Annotated in this window: 21 protein-coding genes; 8 read left to right on the top strand and 13 right to left on the bottom strand. The window is 41.5% G+C overall.

The window, feature by feature from the left end:
• Positions 1-59: 59 nt before the first annotated feature.
• A complete protein-coding gene (locus SB49_RS11515) occupies positions 60-2,270 on the top strand; it encodes a S8 family serine peptidase (protein WP_062059135.1) in 2,211 nt (736 codons plus the stop codon).
• Here SB49_RS11515 and SB49_RS11510 read toward each other — a convergent pair.
• From SB49_RS11510 to hemA, 12 genes are all read right to left on the bottom strand, one after another.
• Positions 2,267-2,980, bottom strand: coding sequence for a 3'-5' exonuclease (locus SB49_RS11510; protein WP_062056739.1), 714 nt, complete (start codon positions 2,978-2,980; stop codon positions 2,267-2,269). The two genes, SB49_RS11515 and SB49_RS11510, sit on opposite strands and share 4 nt — an antisense overlap.
• A 466-nt stretch (positions 2,981-3,446) precedes the next feature.
• Positions 3,447-3,920, bottom strand: a complete 474-nt coding sequence (locus SB49_RS11505; RefSeq protein ID WP_062056737.1) for a methylated-DNA--[protein]-cysteine S-methyltransferase — start codon at positions 3,918-3,920, stop codon at positions 3,447-3,449.
• Positions 3,920-5,041, bottom strand: a complete 1,122-nt coding sequence (locus tag SB49_RS11500) for a CNNM domain-containing protein (RefSeq protein ID WP_062056735.1) — start codon at positions 5,039-5,041, stop codon at positions 3,920-3,922. Before SB49_RS11500 ends, SB49_RS11505 begins: the two co-directional genes overlap by 1 nt.
• A 365-nt stretch (positions 5,042-5,406) precedes the next feature.
• A complete protein-coding gene (locus SB49_RS11495) occupies positions 5,407-5,916 on the bottom strand; it encodes a DinB family protein (RefSeq protein WP_062056733.1) in 510 nt (169 codons plus the stop codon).
• Between the two features lie 108 nt (positions 5,917-6,024).
• Complete coding sequence (gene hemB / locus SB49_RS11490) at positions 6,025-6,999, bottom strand: porphobilinogen synthase (protein WP_062056731.1); 975 nt, start codon at positions 6,997-6,999, stop codon at positions 6,025-6,027.
• Between the two features lie 92 nt (positions 7,000-7,091).
• On the bottom strand, positions 7,092-7,478 hold the full coding sequence (locus tag SB49_RS11485; RefSeq protein ID WP_062056729.1) for a YchJ family protein: 387 nt from the start codon (positions 7,476-7,478) through the stop codon (positions 7,092-7,094).
• 12 nt (positions 7,479-7,490) lie between these two features.
• Positions 7,491-8,393 (bottom strand): oxygen-dependent coproporphyrinogen oxidase, encoded by a 903-nt coding sequence (gene hemF, locus SB49_RS11480; protein WP_062056727.1) that lies wholly within the window; start codon positions 8,391-8,393, stop codon positions 7,491-7,493.
• Between the two features lie 3 nt (positions 8,394-8,396).
• On the bottom strand, positions 8,397-8,858 hold the full coding sequence (locus SB49_RS11475) for a DUF6973 domain-containing protein (protein ID WP_145758389.1): 462 nt from the start codon (positions 8,856-8,858) through the stop codon (positions 8,397-8,399).
• A gap of 26 nt (positions 8,859-8,884) precedes the next feature.
• A complete protein-coding gene (hemE, locus tag SB49_RS11470; protein WP_062056723.1) occupies positions 8,885-9,913 on the bottom strand; it encodes a uroporphyrinogen decarboxylase in 1,029 nt (342 codons plus the stop codon).
• Positions 9,914-9,930: 17 nt separating this feature from the next.
• Positions 9,931-10,617: a uroporphyrinogen-III synthase gene (locus SB49_RS11465; RefSeq protein WP_062056721.1), complete on the bottom strand. Its 687-nt coding sequence runs from the start codon at positions 10,615-10,617 to the stop codon at positions 9,931-9,933.
• Positions 10,618-10,655: 38 nt separating this feature from the next.
• Positions 10,656-11,570: a hydroxymethylbilane synthase gene (hemC, locus tag SB49_RS11460; RefSeq protein WP_062056719.1), complete on the bottom strand. Its 915-nt coding sequence runs from the start codon at positions 11,568-11,570 to the stop codon at positions 10,656-10,658.
• Complete coding sequence (gene hemA / locus SB49_RS11455; RefSeq protein WP_062056717.1) at positions 11,567-12,823, bottom strand: glutamyl-tRNA reductase; 1,257 nt, start codon at positions 12,821-12,823, stop codon at positions 11,567-11,569. Before hemA ends, hemC begins: the two co-directional genes overlap by 4 nt.
• A gap of 204 nt (positions 12,824-13,027) precedes the next feature.
• Here hemA and SB49_RS11450 point away from each other — a divergent pair, with 204 nt between their 5' ends.
• From SB49_RS11450 to SB49_RS11420, 7 genes are all read left to right on the top strand, one after another.
• Entirely contained in the window at positions 13,028-13,918 is an 891-nt protein-coding gene (locus tag SB49_RS11450; RefSeq protein ID WP_062056715.1) for a helix-turn-helix domain-containing protein, read from the top strand.
• A 406-nt stretch (positions 13,919-14,324) separates the two neighbouring features.
• Positions 14,325-14,687, top strand: coding sequence for a hypothetical protein (locus SB49_RS11445; protein ID WP_062056713.1), 363 nt, complete (start codon positions 14,325-14,327; stop codon positions 14,685-14,687).
• Positions 14,688-14,851: 164 nt separating this feature from the next.
• On the top strand, positions 14,852-15,892 hold the full coding sequence (locus SB49_RS11440; protein ID WP_062056711.1) for a zinc-dependent alcohol dehydrogenase family protein: 1,041 nt from the start codon (positions 14,852-14,854) through the stop codon (positions 15,890-15,892).
• Positions 15,893-16,252: 360 nt separating this feature from the next.
• Positions 16,253-17,680, top strand: a complete 1,428-nt coding sequence (locus SB49_RS11435) for a pyridoxal phosphate-dependent decarboxylase family protein (protein WP_062056709.1) — start codon at positions 16,253-16,255, stop codon at positions 17,678-17,680.
• Positions 17,681-17,698: 18 nt separating this feature from the next.
• Positions 17,699-18,373, top strand: coding sequence for a M24 family metallopeptidase (locus tag SB49_RS11430; protein WP_062056707.1), 675 nt, complete (start codon positions 17,699-17,701; stop codon positions 18,371-18,373).
• Between the two features lie 72 nt (positions 18,374-18,445).
• Entirely contained in the window at positions 18,446-19,567 is a 1,122-nt protein-coding gene (gene chrA, locus SB49_RS11425) for a chromate efflux transporter (protein ID WP_062056705.1), read from the top strand.
• A gap of 32 nt (positions 19,568-19,599) precedes the next feature.
• Positions 19,600-20,004 (top strand): hypothetical protein, encoded by a 405-nt coding sequence (locus SB49_RS11420; protein WP_062056703.1) that lies wholly within the window; start codon positions 19,600-19,602, stop codon positions 20,002-20,004.
• A gap of 237 nt (positions 20,005-20,241) precedes the next feature.
• On the opposite strand, the gene SB49_RS11415 is transcribed toward SB49_RS11420, so the two are convergent.
• Positions 20,242-21,090: an N-acetylmuramoyl-L-alanine amidase-like domain-containing protein gene (locus SB49_RS11415; RefSeq protein ID WP_235537742.1), complete on the bottom strand. Its 849-nt coding sequence runs from the start codon at positions 21,088-21,090 to the stop codon at positions 20,242-20,244.
• Positions 21,091-21,096 lie beyond the last annotated feature (6 nt).

Below are 21,096 nucleotides of genomic sequence, written 5' to 3'. Positions count from 1 at the left end.
ATCGATTATATGATGTATTGTCCTACATTTATCATCCCAATCTTAATGAACCTACTTTTATGGATACTAATATTCCTACAAGTCTCCCAACTTGTAAGCGTATTGTTCTAACGCTTACGCTCCTTGCCTCCTTTCTGACTTTTGGTCAGAACAGGCAACAGGTGTTGCAAATCCAAGAGGAATATAGCGGTTCCGAAATTCAGTCTTTCACTTCCGAGCTTAAAAAGGATTTTACAACTTCAAGGTCAAAAATGTTGTCCATGGCGAAAGCCAATGGATGGAAAATTTCTGAAACCTTGGAAAACGGAAATTTTGTGGAACTACAGGATGTGGGTCCAGACGGCTCCCCAATTTACTATAGTACTTTTAGCGATAATGTAAGTCAGGTTTCAAGAGCCAGTGCCTTATATAGTAACGGTAGTTTGAATCTTGATCTTTCCGGAGAAGGAATGCAGGTTGGTGTATGGGATGGTGGTGTTGCATTAGCTTCCCACCAAGAGTTCGATACTAGAGCCAATATCGGTGATGCCGGTAATACAGTGAGTGCCCATGCTACCATGGTCATGGGAACCCTCATTGCTTCTGGTGTCAAAGAAAAGGCGAAAGGTGTAGCGTACAAGGCCAATGCCACCACACACGACTGGTCCAGGGATAAAATTGAAGTAGCCGAAGCGGCTGCGAATGGTCTTTTGTTATCTAACCATTCTTATGGGATAAAAAGTGATAGAGTTCCAGAGTGGTATTTTGGTTCTTATATCAAGGTATCCCAAGATTGGGATAAAATAATGTTCAACGCTCCTTATTATTTAATGGTTAGTGCTGCAGGAAATGCCCAGAGAATGGGTGACAACTCACAACCGATATATGGGAAGTCATCTGATGGCTTCGATTTGATGTTAGGTTTTGCGGCCTCTAAAAATGGAGTAACAGTTGCCGCTGCAGATACTAGAATCAATGCTGATGGTTCCTTGGCATCGGCCACGGTAGCCAATTACAGCAATTTTGGCCCTATGGACGATAGTCGTATTAAGCCGGATATCGCAGGGGGTGGAAATAATATCTATGCAGCCAATTCTTCAAGTGTTTCGAGTTATGATACGTCTTCAGGAACCTCCATGGCTACCCCGGGAATCACAGGTTCCATGTTATTGTTGCAAGAATATTATGAGCGTTTAAACGCTACCTTTATGAAAGCGGCCACCTTAAAAGGGATTGTATTGCATACTGCCGATGATGTTGATGCTCCGGGACCGGATTTTAAAATGGGATGGGGAGTGATGAATACCGCAAGTGCAGCTGAGTTGATTACCAATAAGGACTATACCTCTATCATTTCTGAAGAAACATTAAATGATGGGGAGACCTTCTCTATTACCGTTACAGCCGATGGAAAGAATCCTCTTAAAGCTTCTATCTCATGGACCGATCCTGCTGCCGAATATGTAAACAGAGGAATATTAAACGATGTTACTCCTGCCTTGGTAAACGATTTGGATATTAGGATCCTTAAAGATGGCAAGGAATTTTTGCCATGGAAACTAAGTGCTGCGAATGCTTCTGCCGCCGCTACCAAAGGTGACAATTACGTTGATCCTTTCGAAAGAGTGGAACTTGACAACGCCTCTGGAGAGTATACCATTATCGTAACCAACAAAGGAAGTCTGAAAGATCAGTTACAAAATTTTTCCATTCTGGTTTCCGGTATCAAAACCAATGATTGTGAGATCAACGTGCCAACAGGGCTTTCCCTTGATGAAGCAACCGAAGAGGCTGTAAATGTAACTTGGGATGCGCAGGTTGATGCCCTTTTCGAAATACAGTACAGAGAACTAGGTAAGGCCGATTGGACTGTTGATTATCAGTACGAGACTACCAATGCCTTAACAGGGTTGGTGAAAGGAAAGACGTATGAAGTAAGATTGAGAACGTTTTGTAGCGCGAATGTAATGTCTGAATATACCGCTGTAATGGAGTTTACTTTTGACGGAACAGCGACTCAAATAGAAGAAGAAATTGTGATGGAAGAGCTTTCCATTTCTGAGCCACTTAAGTTGGCCATCTATCCCAATCCTGCTGTGGAGCAAATCAGTATAGACAGTGCCGTTTCCCAAAATGCACGTTTCTCTATTGTTAACACTATGGGTTTAACAGTAAAGACCGGAGAGGCCAGTCAGAGGAAAATAGATGTGGCCAATCTTGCTGCCGGACTTTATATCCTTACGGTTCAAGATTTGGAAGGGGTAAAGTCTACCAAGTTCTACAAAAGCTAAACGCGGACAATATCGTCCGGGTCCAAAAGATCCTCATTTCTTAATCGCAGAAATACCTGTACCGTTGTGATCACGTCCAGTTCGCAATATTTAATGATTCTATCTATATCATTCTCCTTATAGTACACGTCCTTTACCATGCTCCCGTCTATGTCTTCTTTTGGGGAAGGAATGCCAAGGACATTTGCCATTAATTTTAGAGAGGTAAAATGCTTGTAATCGCCAAATTTCCACAACTCCATTGTATCTAAATGCGGAATTTCCCAGGGTTTTTTACCAAACAGATCCAGTTTTGCGGGCAAATCAATACCGTTGATGATCATTCTTCTGGCGATATAGGGAAAATCAAATTCCTTCCCGTTATGGCCACAGAGTAGATATTTGGGATGGTTGAAATAGGAATCCAAAAGATTTTTAAATTCCTTTAAGAGGCTTTCTTCCTCTCCGTGAAAACTGGTGACCCTTAGGGTTCTGGCCTCTCCCTTATGGGTGAAGTACCCTACAGAAATACATATGATCTTGCCAAACTCGGCCCAGATACCCGCTCTTTCATAAAATTCTTCAGCAGTAAAATCTTCTTTGCGCTGGTATTTTGATTTCAGTTCCCAAAGTTCCTGCTTTTCACCATCAAGTTGTGAGAAAGTTTCGTGTTCAGGCACCGTTTCAATGTCGAGGAACAAGATGTGTTCCAGATTTATTTTATGCAACATCTAGTATTTTTTTAAAAAAAGAAAGGCCTTGGTGGAGTTTATTGGATAGGAATATGCACTAAGCATCCGTAGTGCTAAAAGTATTTTCTTTAAAAGGTATAGGGTCATAGTTTAGCTATTTACCATTAAATATAAGTAAAATTAGGATAGTTGTTAATTTTTGGCAGTGCCTCCGATACTTCAAGAAAGAGTTGTTGGTATGTGTATGTTGAGCGCTAATGGGGTGTTATTTTTGGCTTATTAGCCTAGTGATGGGTGGATGAGTAAGGTTAAAATAAACTTGGTTGATGGCTTCGGAACAGGTTATTTATTATAAGGCAAAATCATCTGACTATGGGTTTCAGAATAAGCTATAGGTGGGTAATGGGTAGATAAGGCATTGAACATCGGGTGAAATCTGTTGAACGGTATACTGTTTAAAAATCAAGGAATTAATTTACCATGACCGACTAACGAATATGATTTTTTAAAAAAGGGATTGTTGTTTCGCCGGACTTTCGTGTTCCAACAGCCACTTTTTACGGTGCAATCCCCCCGCATAGCCGGTCAAGGACCCATCACTACCTATAACCCTATGACATGGGACAATGATCCATAATGGATTTTTGGCATTCGCGGCAGCAACTGCCCTTATGGCTTTAGGATCACCCATGGTTTTGGAGAGTTCCAAATAGGAAATCGTTTTCCCATAGGGAATTAGTTCAAGGGCCTCCCATACCTTTTTTTGGAAATCTGTTCCTTCGGGATTTAGTGTTAGGCTAAACTGTGTACGCTTGCCCTCAAAGTATTCATTGAGTTGGTAAACGGCATCCTCCAATTCTTCGGGAATGACATCTGTTAATTTCTCCTCGGAATCGAGTATGGTTACATTGGACAATCCGAATTCATCTCCTTCCAGTTTTGCAAATCCCAACGGAGTGTTTATGTACACGGTTTCCATTAATTATCTGCCTTAGTATTATCAATGATACCGGTGCGTAGTGCCCTATTTTGCCAATTTTTGCGAGCTAGTTGTTGTAAATTCTCAATATCATCACTTTCATCCATGATTTCAAGACCCAACAAAGTTTCTATGACATCCTCCATGGAGACTATGCCACTGACGGATCCATATTCATCTACCACTAAGGCTAAATGTGCTCTTTTTGCTATAAATTGTTCAAATAATTCGGGTATGGGTTTGTTTCTTTCGACAACCAAGATGTCCCTCTTTATTTCGGAAAGGGGAGTATCGCCATTTTCATTGATTATGGCTTCAAGGACCTCGTCTTTTAGAACAAAACCCGAAATATTATCCACTCTATCACTATATACGGGGATTCTAGAGAATCTGAGATGAGGATTTGCTTCAAAAAACTCTCTAATGCTCAATTTTTCAGAGGCCGTTTTCATAACTGTCCTTGGGGTCATGACATCTTTGGCCACAATTTGGTCAAATTTCAGAAGGTTTTTGATCACGGTAGATTCTGATTTTTCAAAGACGCCTTCCTCTTGGGCAATATCGGCCATTGCCGTAAAATCTTCCCTGCTTAGAATACTCCCATGATGACCTTTGCCACCAATGAGTTTGGTGAATAATTGCAACACCCATAATAAACCAGTCCACTTCAGACCCAAGACCATTATTTTCAAGGTCTTTGCACTGAAATTCGCCAATTTTTTCCAATAAGTTGCGCCAATGGTTTTGGGTATGATCTCCGAAGCCACTAAAATTAGTATGGTCATGATCGTAGAAACGATTCCGACCATAGCTTCTTCTGTGAAAGGGATTCCGAACAGACTTTTCTCACTGCTGCCATAGAGTTCCACATAGGCAACTTTTGCCTGCACCCCCACTAAGATGGCTCCAACAGTATGGGCAATCGTGTTAAGGGTCAAGATAGCTATTAAGGGTTGGTCAACATCCTTCTTTAGATCTTCAAGGATTATGGCGAAATTTTTTCCCTCCTTCTTTTTCACATTGATAAAGGTTGGAGTAATACTTAGAAGTACCGCCTCCAAGATGGAGCATACAAATGATACTAAGATGGAGATGATGGCAAATAAAATGAGTAGGCCCATATAGTTTTGAAAATTCTAAGGTAAGCATAATCTGAAAAAGACAATAGCCCTAGAGCATTAGATTGTAATTCTTTCCTAGTATTCAGGGTGGGTCATATGAGAAGTTCTATTGAAGAAGCGAGATGAATACTAAGAAATAAGTATCAATAATTTTGACTTTTTCCTGTACTTTCTAAACCTTTTGGTTTATTATGACAAATGGTATCATGAAATATTCGTTAATCTAAAACTCTATTTTAAAATAAAGATTTATAAAAATAGGTATAAGTAGTTTAATAAGAATAGTATAGCAATGATATAAAGAGTACGTATAAAAGAAAATGATAGATGATAATTGATTATTTCAAAGTGTCTAGGGGACAAGATTACCACCCAGTATATTTTGGGGGTTCAATGTTGTTGAGGTTAAGATAAACAATTAGTTGACCTCTGTGATGGGTCACATGGTCCTGCAATAAGTTCAATATTTGAAACTTTGTTTTTTCGCCGGCAAAAAAGTCCACCTTTGTTTTTAGGTCTTCAGGTGTTGCGTTTTTTATGGCCTGGCCAACAAGATCAAAGGCATTGGAGAGTTCTAAGATGGTCTGGGATTTTAAGTCCTTACTTTCCTCCGTTGTACCATCTGGTTTTATGAAATTGAAGTAGGTGCTTCCAAGCCATTCCATATTCTGTTGTATATGTTTTAACTGCTCTACAAAGGTCATTTCCCTGCTGGTAGGTTTGTAGTCGTATTGTTCAAGGGGCATTGCCTGTGCGACCTCTAAAAGATAGGTTTTGGAGTTCTCCCACTTTTCCAGAAAAGTAGGGATCGTAAGGTCCTGGGAGTAGGCTTGATTTAAAAAAAGACTCAAGAGTATAAAACTGATAATTTTCATTTTAATTGTAGTGTAGTGTTTATTATGAGGTTGTAATTTACTCAAAAAAAATGCCTTCACATGATTAATGTAAAGGCATTTATATGCGCTTAGGGAAGGCTATAGGCCTTATCCCATTAATTTAACGGCGTCTTTTGCAAAATAACTTGCAATAATGTTGGCACCTGCCCTTTTTATGGCCAAAAGTTGTTCCATCATCACGGCATCATGGTCCAGCCAACCTTTTTCGGCAGCTGCCTTTACCATGGCATATTCTCCGGATACCTGGTACACAGCTACCGGGACATCAACGGCATTTTTTATTTCCCGAACAATATCCAAATAACACAATCCTGGTTTTATCATGACAATATCCGCGCCTTCGTCAATATCCATTTCAGTTTCCTTAATAGCTTCAAATCGGTTAGCGGAATCCATCTGGTATGTTTTCTTATCGCCAAAACCAGGGGCAGAATCCAAAGCATCCCTAAATGGTCCATAAAAAGCACTGGCATATTTGGCACTATAACTCATGATGCCCGTATTTACCAGACCCTCTTCTTCCAAGGCTTCGCGTATGGTCAAGATTCTACCATCCATCATATCACTGGGAGCAACAAAATCTGCCCCTGCAAAGGCATGGGATATGCTCATTTCGGCCAAGACTTCAGCTGTTTCATCATTGATGATCTGTCCATTTTCAACGATCCCATCGTGCCCATAGGAAGAATAGGGATCCAGAGCAACATCGGTCATCACTAGCATGTCCGGACAGGCGTTTTTAATGGTCTTTATGGCCCGTTGCATCAAGCCATCTGGATTTAGGGCCTCTGTGCCCTTATTGTCCTTTAAATTGTCTGGTACCTTAACAAAGAGCAATACCGCGCCCAAGCCCATGCTCCATAGTTGTTGAACTTCTTTTTCCAGGTGGTCCAAACTTAACCTGAAGTAATTGGGCATAGAAGGAATCTCTTCTTTTACACCTTTGCCTTCAACTACAAAAAGGGGAACTAGAAAATCACTAGGGGTTATGATGGTTTCACGGACCAAAGTACGAATGGATTCGTTGGTTCGTAGTCTTCTGTTGCGTCTTAAAGGGTACATAGTTAATGTTATTTTATAACAGCAAAGATAAGGCAACGTTAAATGCTTACAATGGTCCTTTTCTTTAATGTCGATTAATATAGTTTCTATTTTTATTCCGCCAGGCCAACATACATCCAATGGCCATTTTCCCGTTCGAAGGCAGATTTTTCATGTAGGACCTCTACTTTACCGTCTTTGTAAAAATAGGCATTGAAGGTTACTGTCCCTGAACTATCTTTTCGGGAACCTTGTGTGGTCTCCACTATTTCCAGCCTTATCCAGTTCACGGATTTTGCCCAGTTTACTATGGCCTTCTTTTCTTTTATAGGTCTTGTGGAGGAATGATGGCTATCCATCAGGTAATCCCCATTGGCCAATACAAAGGCGGTATATCTGGATCGCATCAATTGTTCTGCCGTTACTGCATCTGAAATGTTTTGATGTGATATTTCACAACAATCGGTATATTTTTTATCGTTTCCACAAGGACAGTACATATATCGCAGTGATTAGACCCAATTTTTGGGTGATTTTAAAACTTCTAGTAAACGTTCTTCTTCACTACCTTTTTCTGGGTGGTGGTCATACACCCATTGCACATGTGGCGGAAGGCTCATCAATATACTTTCGATGCGACCATTGGTTTTTAGACCAAATAAGGTGCCCTTGTCATGTACCAAATTGAATTCTACATAGCGACCGCGACGTATCTCTTGCCAATCTCTTTGTTCTTTGGTAAATGGAAGGTCTTTTCTTTTTGTGACAATCGGCACATAAGCCTCCAAAAAGCTATTTCCCACCTCTGTAACAAAGTTGTACCAGTCTTCCATATTCATGTCGGCTGTGGTCTTGCAATAATCAAAAAAGAGTCCGCCTACCCCTCTGGCCTCACCTCTGTGCGCATTCCAGAAATAGTCATCGCACTTTTTCTTATAGGTGTCGTGGAAGTTGGGGTTGTGGACATCACAGGCCCTTTTGCATATGTCATGGAAATGTGCAGCATCCTCATCAAACAAATAATAGGGGGTAAGGTCCTGCCCTCCTCCAAACCATTGGTCAACGATATTCCCATCCTGGTCGTACATTTCAAAATACCGCCAATTGGCGTGAACTGTGGGGACCATCGGATTCTTGGGGTGAAGCACCAAACTCAGGCCACAGGCAAAAAAATTGGCGTCTTTAACACCAAAATAGTCCTGCATACTTTTTGGAAGTTCTCCGTGCACCCCTGAGATATTAACCCCGCCTTTTTCAAAAACATTGCCGTTTTCTATTACGCGGGTACGACCGCCACCGCCTTCGGGACGCTCCCAGATATCCTCCTTAAAAGACGCCAGACCATCTACTGCTGCCAGTTTTGAAGTGATGGTGTCCTGGAGCTGAAGTATATAGGCGTAAAATTTATCCTTCATTATTTAATTTTTTAAATGAACAAGACGATCGGTATAATTTCTCAAATCCTCTACGTCGTTTATCTTTCTTGATTGTGGAACCAGCTCCTTTAACAAGTCAATTCCTTTTTCAGTTGATGTATCACCGTGGACTTTAAACATATTTCTGCCCACTTGGTTATTGTGAAGGTCCATGGCCCTGGCCAGATCCTTGTTCGGCGAAAATTCCTCATGCCAGTCGGTGATCAATTCCGCCCATTGAATGGCTTTATGTTCTTCCCTGGTCCATTTCTTACATTCTACAACTATTAAATAGTTCCAAAGTGCATGTCTAAAAGCATTTGCCGCGTTATTGGTATGGTGTCTCTTCCCGAAATATTTGTTGGAGAGACGTATACACTTAAACGTGGCTTTAAGGGTGGGGTAGGCAAACAATGGGAAACTAAGAAGTAGTTTGAAAAGGCTCCAAACATCTCTGGGTTTCACAAGTTTTAAGATCCCCTATATATTCATTACACCTTATATTCCTTTACGGCATCTACAAAGGCCTTGGCATTTTCCAAAGGAATGTTCGGTAATATTCCATGGCCCAGGTTGGCAATATATCTATCCTTCCCGAACTCATTGATCATTTGCGTTACCATCTTTTTAATTTCCGCTGGGGGTGAAAATAATCTGGATGGGTCAAAATTACCTTGAAGGGTAATTTTTCCACCACTCAAATAGCGTGCGTTTTGAGGGGAACAGGTCCAGTCTACCCCTAAGGCCGATGCACCAGAAGTGGACATTTCCTTTAAAGCGAACCAACAACCTTTTCCAAAGGCGATGACCGGAATTTCATCCTTTAGGGCATCAATGATCTGCTGTATGTATTGCCAAGAAAATTCCTGGTAGTCGGTTGGTGACAACATACCTCCCCAAGAATCGAATACCTGTACCGCATTAACTCCTGCAGCCACTTTTGCCTTTAAATAGGCAATGGTGGTATCTGTTATTTTTTGCAAAAGGGCATGGGCAACAACCGGCTGGGTGAAACAAAGCTCTTTGGCTTTGTCAAAATTTTTGCTCCCTTGTCCCTGTACGCAATAACAAAGTATGGTCCATGGAGATCCCGCAAAACCGATCAATGGAATATCATCGTTCAGTTTTTCTTTGGTCATTTTAATGGCTTCCATGACATAACCCAAAGAATCTTGGATGTCTGGAACGATCACGCGATCCAAATCTTTTTGGGAGCGAATGGGATTTGGCAAATAAGGTCCAAAATTGGGCTTCATTTCCACATCAATATTCATGGCTTGAGGAATCACCAAAATATCCGAAAAGAGAATAGCGGCATCCATACCATACCTGCGTATGGGCTGAACCGTAATTTCAGAGGCCAATTCTGGAGTTTCACAACGAGTGAAGAAATCATATTTATCTTTCAGGGCCATAAATTCTGGCAAGTAGCGTCCTGCTTGGCGCATCATCCAAACCGGAGGCCTTTCTACTGTTTCTCCTTTTAAAGCTCTTAAGAATAAGTCGTTTTTTATGCTCATATATAAATGTTGTAACCCTAAGCGCTCTCCAAGGGCCTATTATTAAATGTTTTTATTACTTGTACCAACACGTTTTCTATGGTTGGTTTATTTGCTATGACTATTTTATCTGTCATTGCTTCTACCGCTGCTGCCGTTGTGGTGCCGATGCAAAAAGCTGTACTGTTTCCTATGGTATTTGCCGTCAGGTAACTTTCTACGCCAGACGGACTAAAAAATAATACCCCATCAAAATGACGGTCGAATTTTTTGGGGTTCAGTCTGGTGGCATAGGCCGTGATCTCTTTACAAGGGATATTGTTCTCACGCAAGCGATCTGGCAGCTCATCTCGCCTTAGATTGCCACAGAAAAATAAAAAAGATTCGTTTTTGTGCGTTTTGATCAGTTTTTCAGCCAATTCTACGCCATAATTGGCTATTTCAACCACGTTTAGCCCATTTTCTTCCAAAAGAGCTGCTGTTTTTTCACCCACACAATAGCACTTCAAAAGCGAGATATCCACATTTTTCTCCCTGCTGATGTTTTGTAGAAAGGGTATAACCGCATTCTGACTGGTGAAAATAAGATTTTGGAAACTGGTGTCCATGGAGAAATCAGCGAACTCTATGTTAATGGCATCATACGAGACCACGGCAATCCCAGCGTTCAGCAGACGTTCCTTTTGTGCAAGGGACAGGATTTTTGTGGAAAGTATTGTCTTCATAGTACGTTCAACTTGCAGCTTCCTTGAGAAGGAAACAGTTAGTTAGTCATCTCTTTCTTTATGGTAGCCATCAGTTGGGATCCCCCATTTTGCAATATATCCTGGGCACAGCTTTTTCCAAAATCAGCTACCTGTGCAAGGGGAATACTTTTTTCTATTTCTAATTTTTGAGACCCATCCAAAGAAAACAGGACCCCTTTAAAGTCTAGAACATCTTCCTTTATGGTCGCCAAGGCTCCAATTGGTGCCGTACAGCCGCCTTCGAGTGTTTTTAAAAACTCCCTTTCAACAGTGGTGCAGATTTCTGTTTGGGTGTGGTTAAGTTTGTCCAATGCCTCCCTGCAATAGGAATCTTTTTCCATGGAAGCCACTACCATGGCTCCTTGTGCCGGGGCTGGGACCATCCAATCCAATTTGAAAAAATGTTCTGGTAACAGGTTGATGCGCTCCAGTCCTGCCGCGGCAAAAATAGCGCCGTTCCAGGAACTGTTCGTTAGCTTTTGTAAACGGGTGTTCACATTGCCCCTGAGATCAACTACGTTATGGGATGGGTATTTATTGAGCCATTGCGCTTTACGCCTTAAGCTTCCTGTGGCAATTGTTCCTGTGGTCTCTAAAAAGTCGAGCCCCTTGTGCACCAAAATATCCTCGGTTCTGGCGCGTTCCAAAACTGCTGCCTGTACCATGCCCTTTGGGAGGGCGGTAGGCACATCCTTCATGGAGTGAACCGCAATATCTATAGTGCCATTGATCATGGCAATATCCAATGTCTTCGTAAAAATGCCGGTGATTCCCAATTCATATAAGGGTATGTCCAAAAGGATATCGCCCTGCGATTTTACGGGTAGGAGTACAGATTCATACCCTAAAGCGGTAAGTTTGTCCTTAACAGTATTTGCCTGCCATAGTGCCAATTCACTATCGCGCGTTCCAATGCGTATTACTTTACTCATTTGGACTCTATTTCTAATTGAAAGACCTTTTGGATCAGATCCAGGCTGATATCGGCATCGGTATCATCCCCTTTTAGGTGGTTGGCAAAACGGGTGGTGATTTTTTGAATGATTCGGTCAGATATGATCTCGGCCTGAATAGAATTATAATCGGAGAGTTTTTTGCTCTGGAAATCCAGTTCTTCCTCCTTCATTGTTTTTAATTTCTTTTTCAAGGCCTTGATGACCGGAGCAAATTTTCTGGTCTCCAACCATTTGATGAAATCATCCTTTGTTTCATCAATAATGTTTTCTGCCTGTGGGATAAACTGCTTTCTTCGTTCCAAGGTTTTATCCGTCATTTGGGATAGGTCATCCAAATGAACTACGGTAACATTGTCCAGGGCAGCAACATCGTCAGAAACATTCTTGGGAATGGAAAGGTCCAAGATCAACAACGGTTTTTTGGTGTAGATCAATTCCTTGGAAATGGTAGGTGATTGTGCCCCCGTGGCTACGACCAATACATCTGTATTGCGGATCTCTGTTTGTAGATCCCCATAATCCTTTACCAACAAATTGAACTTACCGGCAATTTTTTCGGCCTTGTTCTTGGTGCGGTTGATAAGGGTTATGTGGGTATTTTTTGTGTGTTTTATTAAGTTTTCACAGGTATTACGTCCAATTTTGCCCGTTCCGAAAAGTAAAATGTTCTTTTCTGAAACATTGGCCACATTGTTCATGATATACTGTACCGAAGCAAAGGCAACAGAGGTGGCGCCTGAAGAAATCTCTGTTTCGTTTTTGATACGCTTGCTGGCCTGAATGACCGAATTGCACAAACGTTCCAAAAACGGATTTGCAATCTCGAGACGCTTGGAGCGGTTAAAGCTTTGTTTTAATTGACTGATAATCTCAAAATCGCCCAAGATCTGACTATCCAAGCCTGTGCCCACTCGGAACAAATGGCTGATAGCATCATTGTTCTTATATACATAGGCAACCTCTTGGAACTCTTCCACGGTGCCATTGGTATTATCGCAAAGTAATTTGATCAATTGAAAAGGGTGCTGGGCAAAACCGTGTAGTTCCGTACGGTTACACGTAGACGTCACCAAAAGACCATCAATGTCCTGGTCCTTGGCCTGCCTCAATAAATTTTCCATGGCTTCCTCTTCCAAACTAAACTTCCCACGTACCTCGGCGTCCGCCTTTTTGTAGTTCAGGCCTATGGTATAAAAAGAGTTATGTTTGGAAATATGGTAATTCTTCATACAATCCTTTCAATCGACCACAAAAATAAATTCATAAAACCTATAAAAGTAACGCTGTAGGAACAATAAGTAACGATTCAAGTTTTTTAACGTCATTTTTAGGCCAAATTCACCCATATGTACTATTTTTGTTAGGGTTAGGGGGATTCTATAAAAAATAATTTAGAACGTTTCTAAATAGATTGCTCACATAGAAAAAGGTTTATGGAAACAAAAAATATCGCTGAAGGTTCTTTCGAGGAGGTTTTTATTGAAGATGGGTTTTATGTGCTTAAAATTCAGAATGATGCCCCTCATATTCAAAAGGTGACCCGACAGATTGATAGCTCTTTTATTCAGTTTCATTTCTGTTTAAAGGGGGGTGCCAAATTCATTTTCAATGATGGGCGCTATGCCCTGGACGTATCCGAGGAAAACTCCCTGTTGTTGTACAATACTCAGATGGACCTGCCTTTGAACCTGGAGCTCAACCCTAATTCCTGGTTGGTGTCTGTGGTGATGACCATTCGGAAATTCCATTCCCTTTTTTCCAAAGAGGCCAATTATATCCCCTTCCTGAGTGCGGAGAACAAGGATAAAAAATACTACACCCAGGAAGGCGTTACGCCTGCGATTGCCGTTATCCTCAGCCAGGTCATGAATTACCATTTGCACCCTTCCATAAAGGAGTTGTATATCAAAGGAAAGATCTACGAGCTTATTGCTCTATACTTTAACCGAAGTGAGGATGCGGACGTGGAGCAGTGTCCGTTTTTAGTGGATGAGGACAATATAAAACGGATTCGCAAGGCCAAGGAAATAATTATCACCCGGATGGCAGAACCCCCATCCCTTGCAGAACTCTCGGAAGAAATAGGACTCAGCCTTAAAAAATTAAAGGAAGGCTTCAAGCAGATCTATGGGGACAGCGTCTATAGCTTCTTGTTCGATTATAAAATGGAGTACTCCCGCAAGATGCTCGAATCTGGCATGCACAATGTCAATGAAGTGGGTCTCAAAGTAGGGTACAGTACTGCCAGCCACTTTATCGCTGCCTTTAAGAAAAAGTATGGCACCACGCCCAAGAAATACCTAATGTCCTTGGCCAACGGCTAGAGCGCTAACGCCTTCTGGGTTTGGGATTTGCAAAGTAGGGTAGGTAATTTCTCTTTTACTATGAGCAACTTGACATAGTTGTTCGTTTTTATTAATGCTTCTAGGTAATCAATTTCTATTTATCAATACCTGGAATACAGTGTAAAGAGGCTTTTTGATGCTTATTGGTCTCAAATAGGCAGTTTCTTGTATTTCTCTCACTATTTGATGGGGTTATTTTTTCAACTTAATAATGTAGCTTTCTTTTATGCTTTTCGGGAAGCGAACTGTCGTATTATTTTCTATATTGTCATCCAATGTAAATGGATAGGTGGGTAATACAGTTCACATTATTCAGGCATTGTAGGTAATTTGAAAAACTATAACGAAAAGAAAAGACTAATACGAATAGAAAAAACAATAACTAATGAAAAAAATAATTTTAGTATTAATTGGGATTTCGATAATAAGCTGTTCAAAGGAATCAGAAACAAAATATTCAACTGATTCTGAAAAAGTATTTTTAATTATTACTGAAAATACAACAGAAACTGAGTTATCGAATATTGCATCTGAATTTAAAGCTAAAAAGAACATAACTATTGACTTTTCAAAAACTGAATTTACAGAAAACGGGAAAATTAAAAACCTGAGTTTGGAAGTGGATTGTAACGATGGCTTTAAAGGAACCGCAACAAGTTCGAGAGTTATTTTAAAAGCTAAAAATTCTGGTTTTTCAAGAGATTATTCAGAAAACTCTAAAGTTCCATTTGTAATTGGAGCTATGTGATTTGAATAAAAAACAAAGCCAGTTCCATAATGACCAAAGCCCTTTCTTTCCTACTCCTCTTTTATATGATGGACAGCGCTTCCTAAAAGTTGCCCATTGTGAAAGTGGACATGGGTAGGTATTTGTGAATAAGTCCGTATATTTCTTGTACTAATCTGTGTACTATGAGAGCAGCCGTTTTTGAAAAGTTCCAAGGCCCAATCACCATACAAAATGTGTCAGATCCCACACCAAAAAATCATGGGGTAGTGATCCAGGTAAAAGCAACGGGTTTGTGCCGAAGCGACTGGCATGGGTGGATGGGGCACGACACAGATATTATTTTGCCCCATGTGCCTGGTCATGAATTGGCAGGAACTATTGCGGCTGTCGGCAAAGAAGTACTACATTTTAAGGTGGGGGATAAGGTAACCGTTCCCTTTGTTTGTGGCTGTGGCACTTGTGGCCAATGTATTTCTGGGAACCATCAGGTTTGTGACCATCAATCCCAACCAGGATTTACGCACTGGGGCTCCTTTGCCGAATATGTTGCTTTGGACTATGCCGATATAAACCTTGTGAAAATTCCCGAGGAGATCAATGACATCACCGCCGCAACCCTTGGTTGTAGGTTTATTACTTCCTTTAGGGCTGTTGTGGAACAAGGCAAGGTCACTGGAGGGCAGTACGTGGTTGTCCATGGCTGTGGCGGGGTTGGCCTTTCCGCCATTATGATCGCCAATGCTCTTGGGGCACAGGTAATAGCTGTGGACATTAATGACAGGACGTTGGAGTTTGCCATGGAAATGGGTGCCATTGCCACAGTCAATGCCACCAAAAATAAAGAGGTCGTAGAACAGATCAAAGCCTTGACCAAGGGTGGTGCCCATGTTTCATTGGATGCCCTTGGAAGCCAGACTACCTGTTTTAACTCCATTGCCAACCTAAGAAAAAGAGGGAAACACATACAGGTGGGATTGATGACAGGAGACCATAGGCATCCAAAAGTACCCATGGACAAAGTCCTGGCCAATGAACTGGAAATTATAGGGAGTCACGGCATGCAGGCTTTTAAATATCCTGAGATGTTGGACATGATCAAGAACGGAAAATTACATCCCGAAAAACTCATTGAAAGTACCATTACGCTTCAGGAAGCCGCCATTGCCCTACCTCATATGAACAAATTTGAACACAAAGGGGTCATGGTGATCAATTCGTTTTAAGAAGGTATTAAATTGTAGGTTCAATTAGCATTTTGAAGTTACTGTAGTACTAGATTCATCTAAGGAATATGAGCCGCGTCATGGAGCGGTGTTGCCCATGACCAAGTCAGAAGCGGCTGCTATATCCAAGAAATGGGGAAATACCAATGAACAGATTTAATACCTTACTTTTTTTGTTCAATCCCTCTCGTATTCAATACCCTAAATAAAGTTTCAGAAGTAATTTTATTGATATTTAATATTGATTCACAGTTATCATAAAATTGACTCATTTTTCGTTGATTTTTTGCTTTTTGGGGTGTATTTTTCAATTTCGCATTCAATTGCCATCCCAAGAGTATTAAAGATTTAAATTTGAATATGAACTCGGACGAATTTCGCAAACAAGCCCATCTTATGGTAGATTGGATGGCAGATTATTTGGAGCATGTGGAAGACTACCCCGTAAAATCACAGGTAGCGCCAAGAACAATCTATGACCAGATTAATTCAGCTATCCCAAAGCTAGGCGAGGACATGGAACATATTTTTAATGATTTCAAAGAGATCATAATACCTGGAATTACGCACTGGCAGAACCCCAACTTTTTCGCCTACTTTCAGGCCAATACGAGTCCGCCTTCCATCCTGGCAGAAATGTTGACCGCAACCTTGGGAGTCCAGGGGATGAAGTGGGAAACCTCCCCGGCAGCCACGGAATTGGAGGAGAGGATGATGGAATGGTTGGGAGACGGTATAGGGATACCCAAACTATGGGCGGGGGTGATCCAAGATTCTGCATCCATGGCGACATTATCTGCAATCCTTACAGCCAGAGAGCGACTTTCCAAATATCAGATCAATGAAAAGGGATTTGAGGGGTACACCAAATTACGGGTGTACTGCTCGGACCAGACCCATTCCTCCATAGAAAAGGGAGCTAAAATAGCCGGAGTAGGGAAAAGTAATGTGATCAAGATCCCCACCAACGACCAATTGGAAATGCGCTCCGATCTTCTAAGGCAACAAATAGAAAGTGATATCAAGCAGGGCTACCAACCCCTTTGTATTGTTGCTGCCTTAGGGACAACAGGTACCATGGCCATGGATCCCTTGGAAGAAATAGGAATGCTGGCTGAAAAGCACAACATTTGGTTGCACGTAGATGCGGCCTATGCCGGAGCCGCCTTTTTGCTCCCGGAACACCAGAGCCTGATGAAAGGGATTGAAAAAGCGGATAGTTTTGTTTTTAACCCACATAAATGGCTCTTTACCAATTATGATTGTACGGCCTTTTTTGTAAAGGACAAGAAGGGGCTCCTGAATACCTTTTCTATCTTGCCGGAATATTTGAAAACGGCTTCAGACGGACTGGTGAACAATTATTGCGATTGGGGCATTCCCCTGGGAAGGCGTTTCAGGTCTTTGAAATTATGGTTTGTGATGCGGCATTACGGGCTTGAGGGGCTACAAAAGATGCTGCGATTGCATATAGCATTAGCAGAATGGCTGGAGGCCGAGCTAAAAAAGAAGCCTACATTTGAAATGGTGGTGCCCCGTAGTATGAACCTGATCTGTTTTAGATACATGCCAGAGGGAGTAGAAGACCAAGAACAACTTAATACCATTAATGAGCAATTGCTGCAAAGTTTGAATGCCTCGGGCGAACTCTATCTGACACATACCAAGATTGATGGGAAATATACCCTTCGCATGTCCATTGGGCAGACCAATGTGACGCAAACCCATTTGGAAAATGCTTGGAAAAACATTCAAGAATTGGCTCATGGTATAGTAATTAATGAGTGATAAAGATCAATAGTAATAATGAACATAGCAAAACAGAATTTAATTGAGGCAGAACGCAAGGCGGAAGTTCTTTTTGCCGAAATAGAGAATAGGAGCCTCATGATGGCCGGTAAAACTGAAAGAGAGTTAAATAAGGATATTTTCAATCTTGCTTTTGAACTCTACGGAATAGATAAGTATTGGCATAAGAGAATTGTGAGGGCCGGGAAGAACACCCTAAAACCCTATGATGAAAACCCCGAAGACCTTACCTTACAAGAGGATGATATCCTTTTTATTGATTTTGGGCCCATTTTTGACGAATGGGAGGCCGATTTTGGACGAACGTATGTTTTGGGCAATGACCCTGATAAGCATAGGATAAAAAATGATACGGCTAAGGCTTGGGCAGAATGTAAGGCCTATTTTGATGCACAAACAGAAATTACAGGGGCTGAATTTTACACTTATGTAGTGCACGTTGCCCATCAATACGGATGGGAATTTGGAGGGGAAATAGCCGGACATTTAATAGGCCATTTTCCACATGAAAAATTAGAGAAGGAGATAAAAACCAACTATGTACACCCTAATAACCATCAGAATATGCTGTCCCCAGATACTAAGGGCAACAAAAGGGAATGGATCTTAGAAATCCATTTTGTGGACAGGGAGAAAGGGATAGGTAGTTTTTATGAGCAGTTACTCACTTAATTTTCAGAATGAGAAATGATATTATTCCAAAAATCACTTGGTTAAATGAGAAATAACCCCCTAGAATCACCCATGTCGGAAAAACACCGACTTAATGAAATAGCAGCCCTGTTTTTTAAATTAGGGAGTATATCTTTTGGTGGACCAGCAGCCCATATCGCCATGATGGAAGATGAGGTGGTCAAAAAAAGGGGATGGATGACCCAACAACATTTTCTGGATGTGATGGGGGCTACCAATATTATCCCGGGACCCAACTCCACCGAGATGACCATGCACTGCGGATACGAACGTGCAGGTTGGAAAGGCTTGTTGGTAGCTGGCTTCTGCTTTATTTTTCCGGCAGTGTTGATAACGGGTATTTTTGCCTGGCTGTATCAGAAATATGGTCAATTGCCAGAAGTGGAACCCTTTATCTACGGTATAAAACCAGCAGTTATCGCTATAATTGTAATGGCAGCCTATCGTCTTGGAAGAAAAGCTTTTAAAACAACCGAACTATGGATTTTGGGGGTGGCCACGCTTGTGGCCTGTTTGTTGGGGGTAAATGAGATCTTGGCGCTTTTTGGTTGTGGGGCCATGGGCTTGATTCTTTATTTTTTAAAAAGACCAGCAGATACCCTCTATGGTATTTTGCCACTATTGTTTTTGCAGGGCATCAATATGGGGAAAATGGACACTTTGCATATCTTCCTGACCTTCTTAAAAATAGGGGCCATTTTGTATGGCAGTGGCTATGTGTTGTTTGCCTTTTTAGATGCGGAATTGGTGACCCATGGATGGCTTACCCGCCAGGCGCTAATAGATGCCGTGGCGGTGGGACAGTTTACTCCTGGCCCGGTACTTTCAACAGCCACCTTTATTGGATGGCAAATGAATGGGCTATGGGGTGCCCTAGCGGCAACTTTAGGGATCTTTTTGCCTTCCTTCATCTTAGTGGCCATTCTAAACCCGTTGATCCCTAAAATGCGGGCATCCAAAATAATGGGGGCTTTTTTGGATGCGGTGAATGTAGCGGCTGTAGCGGTAATTATGGCGGTGTGTATTGTCATGGGAAAAGAAACCTTGACGGATTGGCGTACCGTGATTATAGCCTTGGCCAGTTTGGTGCTGGTCTTTGTGTTAAAAAAATTAAATAGTGCCTTTATCGTTTTGGGAGGGGCAGCCCTGGGCTATTCACTTACCCTTTTATAGGAATTAATCATTAATAAAAAGAACAAGATAAAATGAAGCATATACATTTTAATAAGCTGAACCGGTTTCAATCCATCATACTTTTATTGATTGGGTTGGTCCTTATCCTGATCGGGTTTTATAAAGATTTTCTGGGGCAGGGAAACCTTTGGACCTCCACTTCCTCTGTCATAGGATACATATTTTTTAGCCTTCATTTCAGCAAGATGTTCTGGTATAAGAATTATGTGGAATGGAACAAGAAGGGGGTGGTCTATAGGATCAAAACCCGCTTCGGAAAAACACTTCGTTTCAATCAAGTTGGGAATGTGGTCCTTAAGAACGATGTACTGTTCGTCACTTTAAATGACGGTTCCAAAACTGAGATCGATTTGCACGAAGTGTTTCCAGAAGATCAGAAAAAACTGCAGGAGATTTTTATAAAAAAAGTACAGTAGTTGTAAATGAGGCAATATCAGCTAAACCGACCGCTTGGTTGGTTTTCGGGTTCCAACAAGAGTATGTAGAAGGCAAGGGCAAGGGATATAAAAGGACAGAGTATCGCTGAAATACCGCTTTTTGAGCTGGTTAGGCATAAAATCTACCCATAACAAACCGGGTGGTCTGTAAAAATGGCCAACTAAAGGCTGTTATGAATTCATATTGGTAGCTTAAAGCTAGAGAGGTTTTCCTTTTTAAAGGGGTCTGGCCACCATGATTCCGGTATTGCTTTTAATCTTTTTAAGATAATCTACCAGTGGCAGTTCTGAGACCTCTACCTGCATAGAACCAGTAGAGGCGTGCAATAAATGGATGCGGCCATCAGATTCCCTAGTGGCAAAACCGGTATGGGTAATATCCAATCCCTTAATGGAAGTGGTCAAGGCAATGATATCCCCGGATTGGATGAGGTGCTCATTGGCGGCAATCTGGTCTTGTGGCAGGATGCAGAGTTCTTGTCCGTTAAGGTCCTTTTCGGTTTGCCGGATCTTTTCAAAATTTTGATTGTTCTTTAAAAAGGGATATAACTCCCTATGGGTGCCCATAAAATTGATTTCTTTATCAATGGCTATTCCGCCTATATCTGCGGTTATATCCTTTACCAGGCCTTTCTTTTCATTGTCCTTTATCCATTGGGAGAAATAGTGGAGTCGGGATGCATACCCATCCAATTTGCCATTTTCATATCGGATTTGTTCCAAGGCATTGGTGTATGCCGTAAAATCGGTATTATAGTTTCGCAACATAGACCCAAAGGCCATTACATTTTCCACATAGGTGGTGCAGTCCAACCCCTGCAGGTTGACCACTAAAGATTCTGTTGTTCCAATTTCTAACGTTTTTGCAATATAGGGCACGCCAAAGAAGGTCTTGCCCACTGCAATTAAATTTTCCCCATAGTTGGCCTGCCGTTTTAGTTTTTGTAGTTCCGCAACCTTTTTCTCAAAAGCTGCCTTGTCTATTTGGGAACAAACAATTTCCTGGGCAAGGATTTCTTGGGCCAAAAGGGCTAGGAAAAAAAATATCGAAACCGTTTTCATCATACGAGC

This window comes from Sediminicola sp. YIK13 (assembly GCF_001430825.1).
In the GTDB taxonomy this organism is placed as follows: domain Bacteria; phylum Bacteroidota; class Bacteroidia; order Flavobacteriales; family Flavobacteriaceae; genus Sediminicola.
This window is presented reverse-complemented; position numbering and strand designations above follow the sequence as displayed.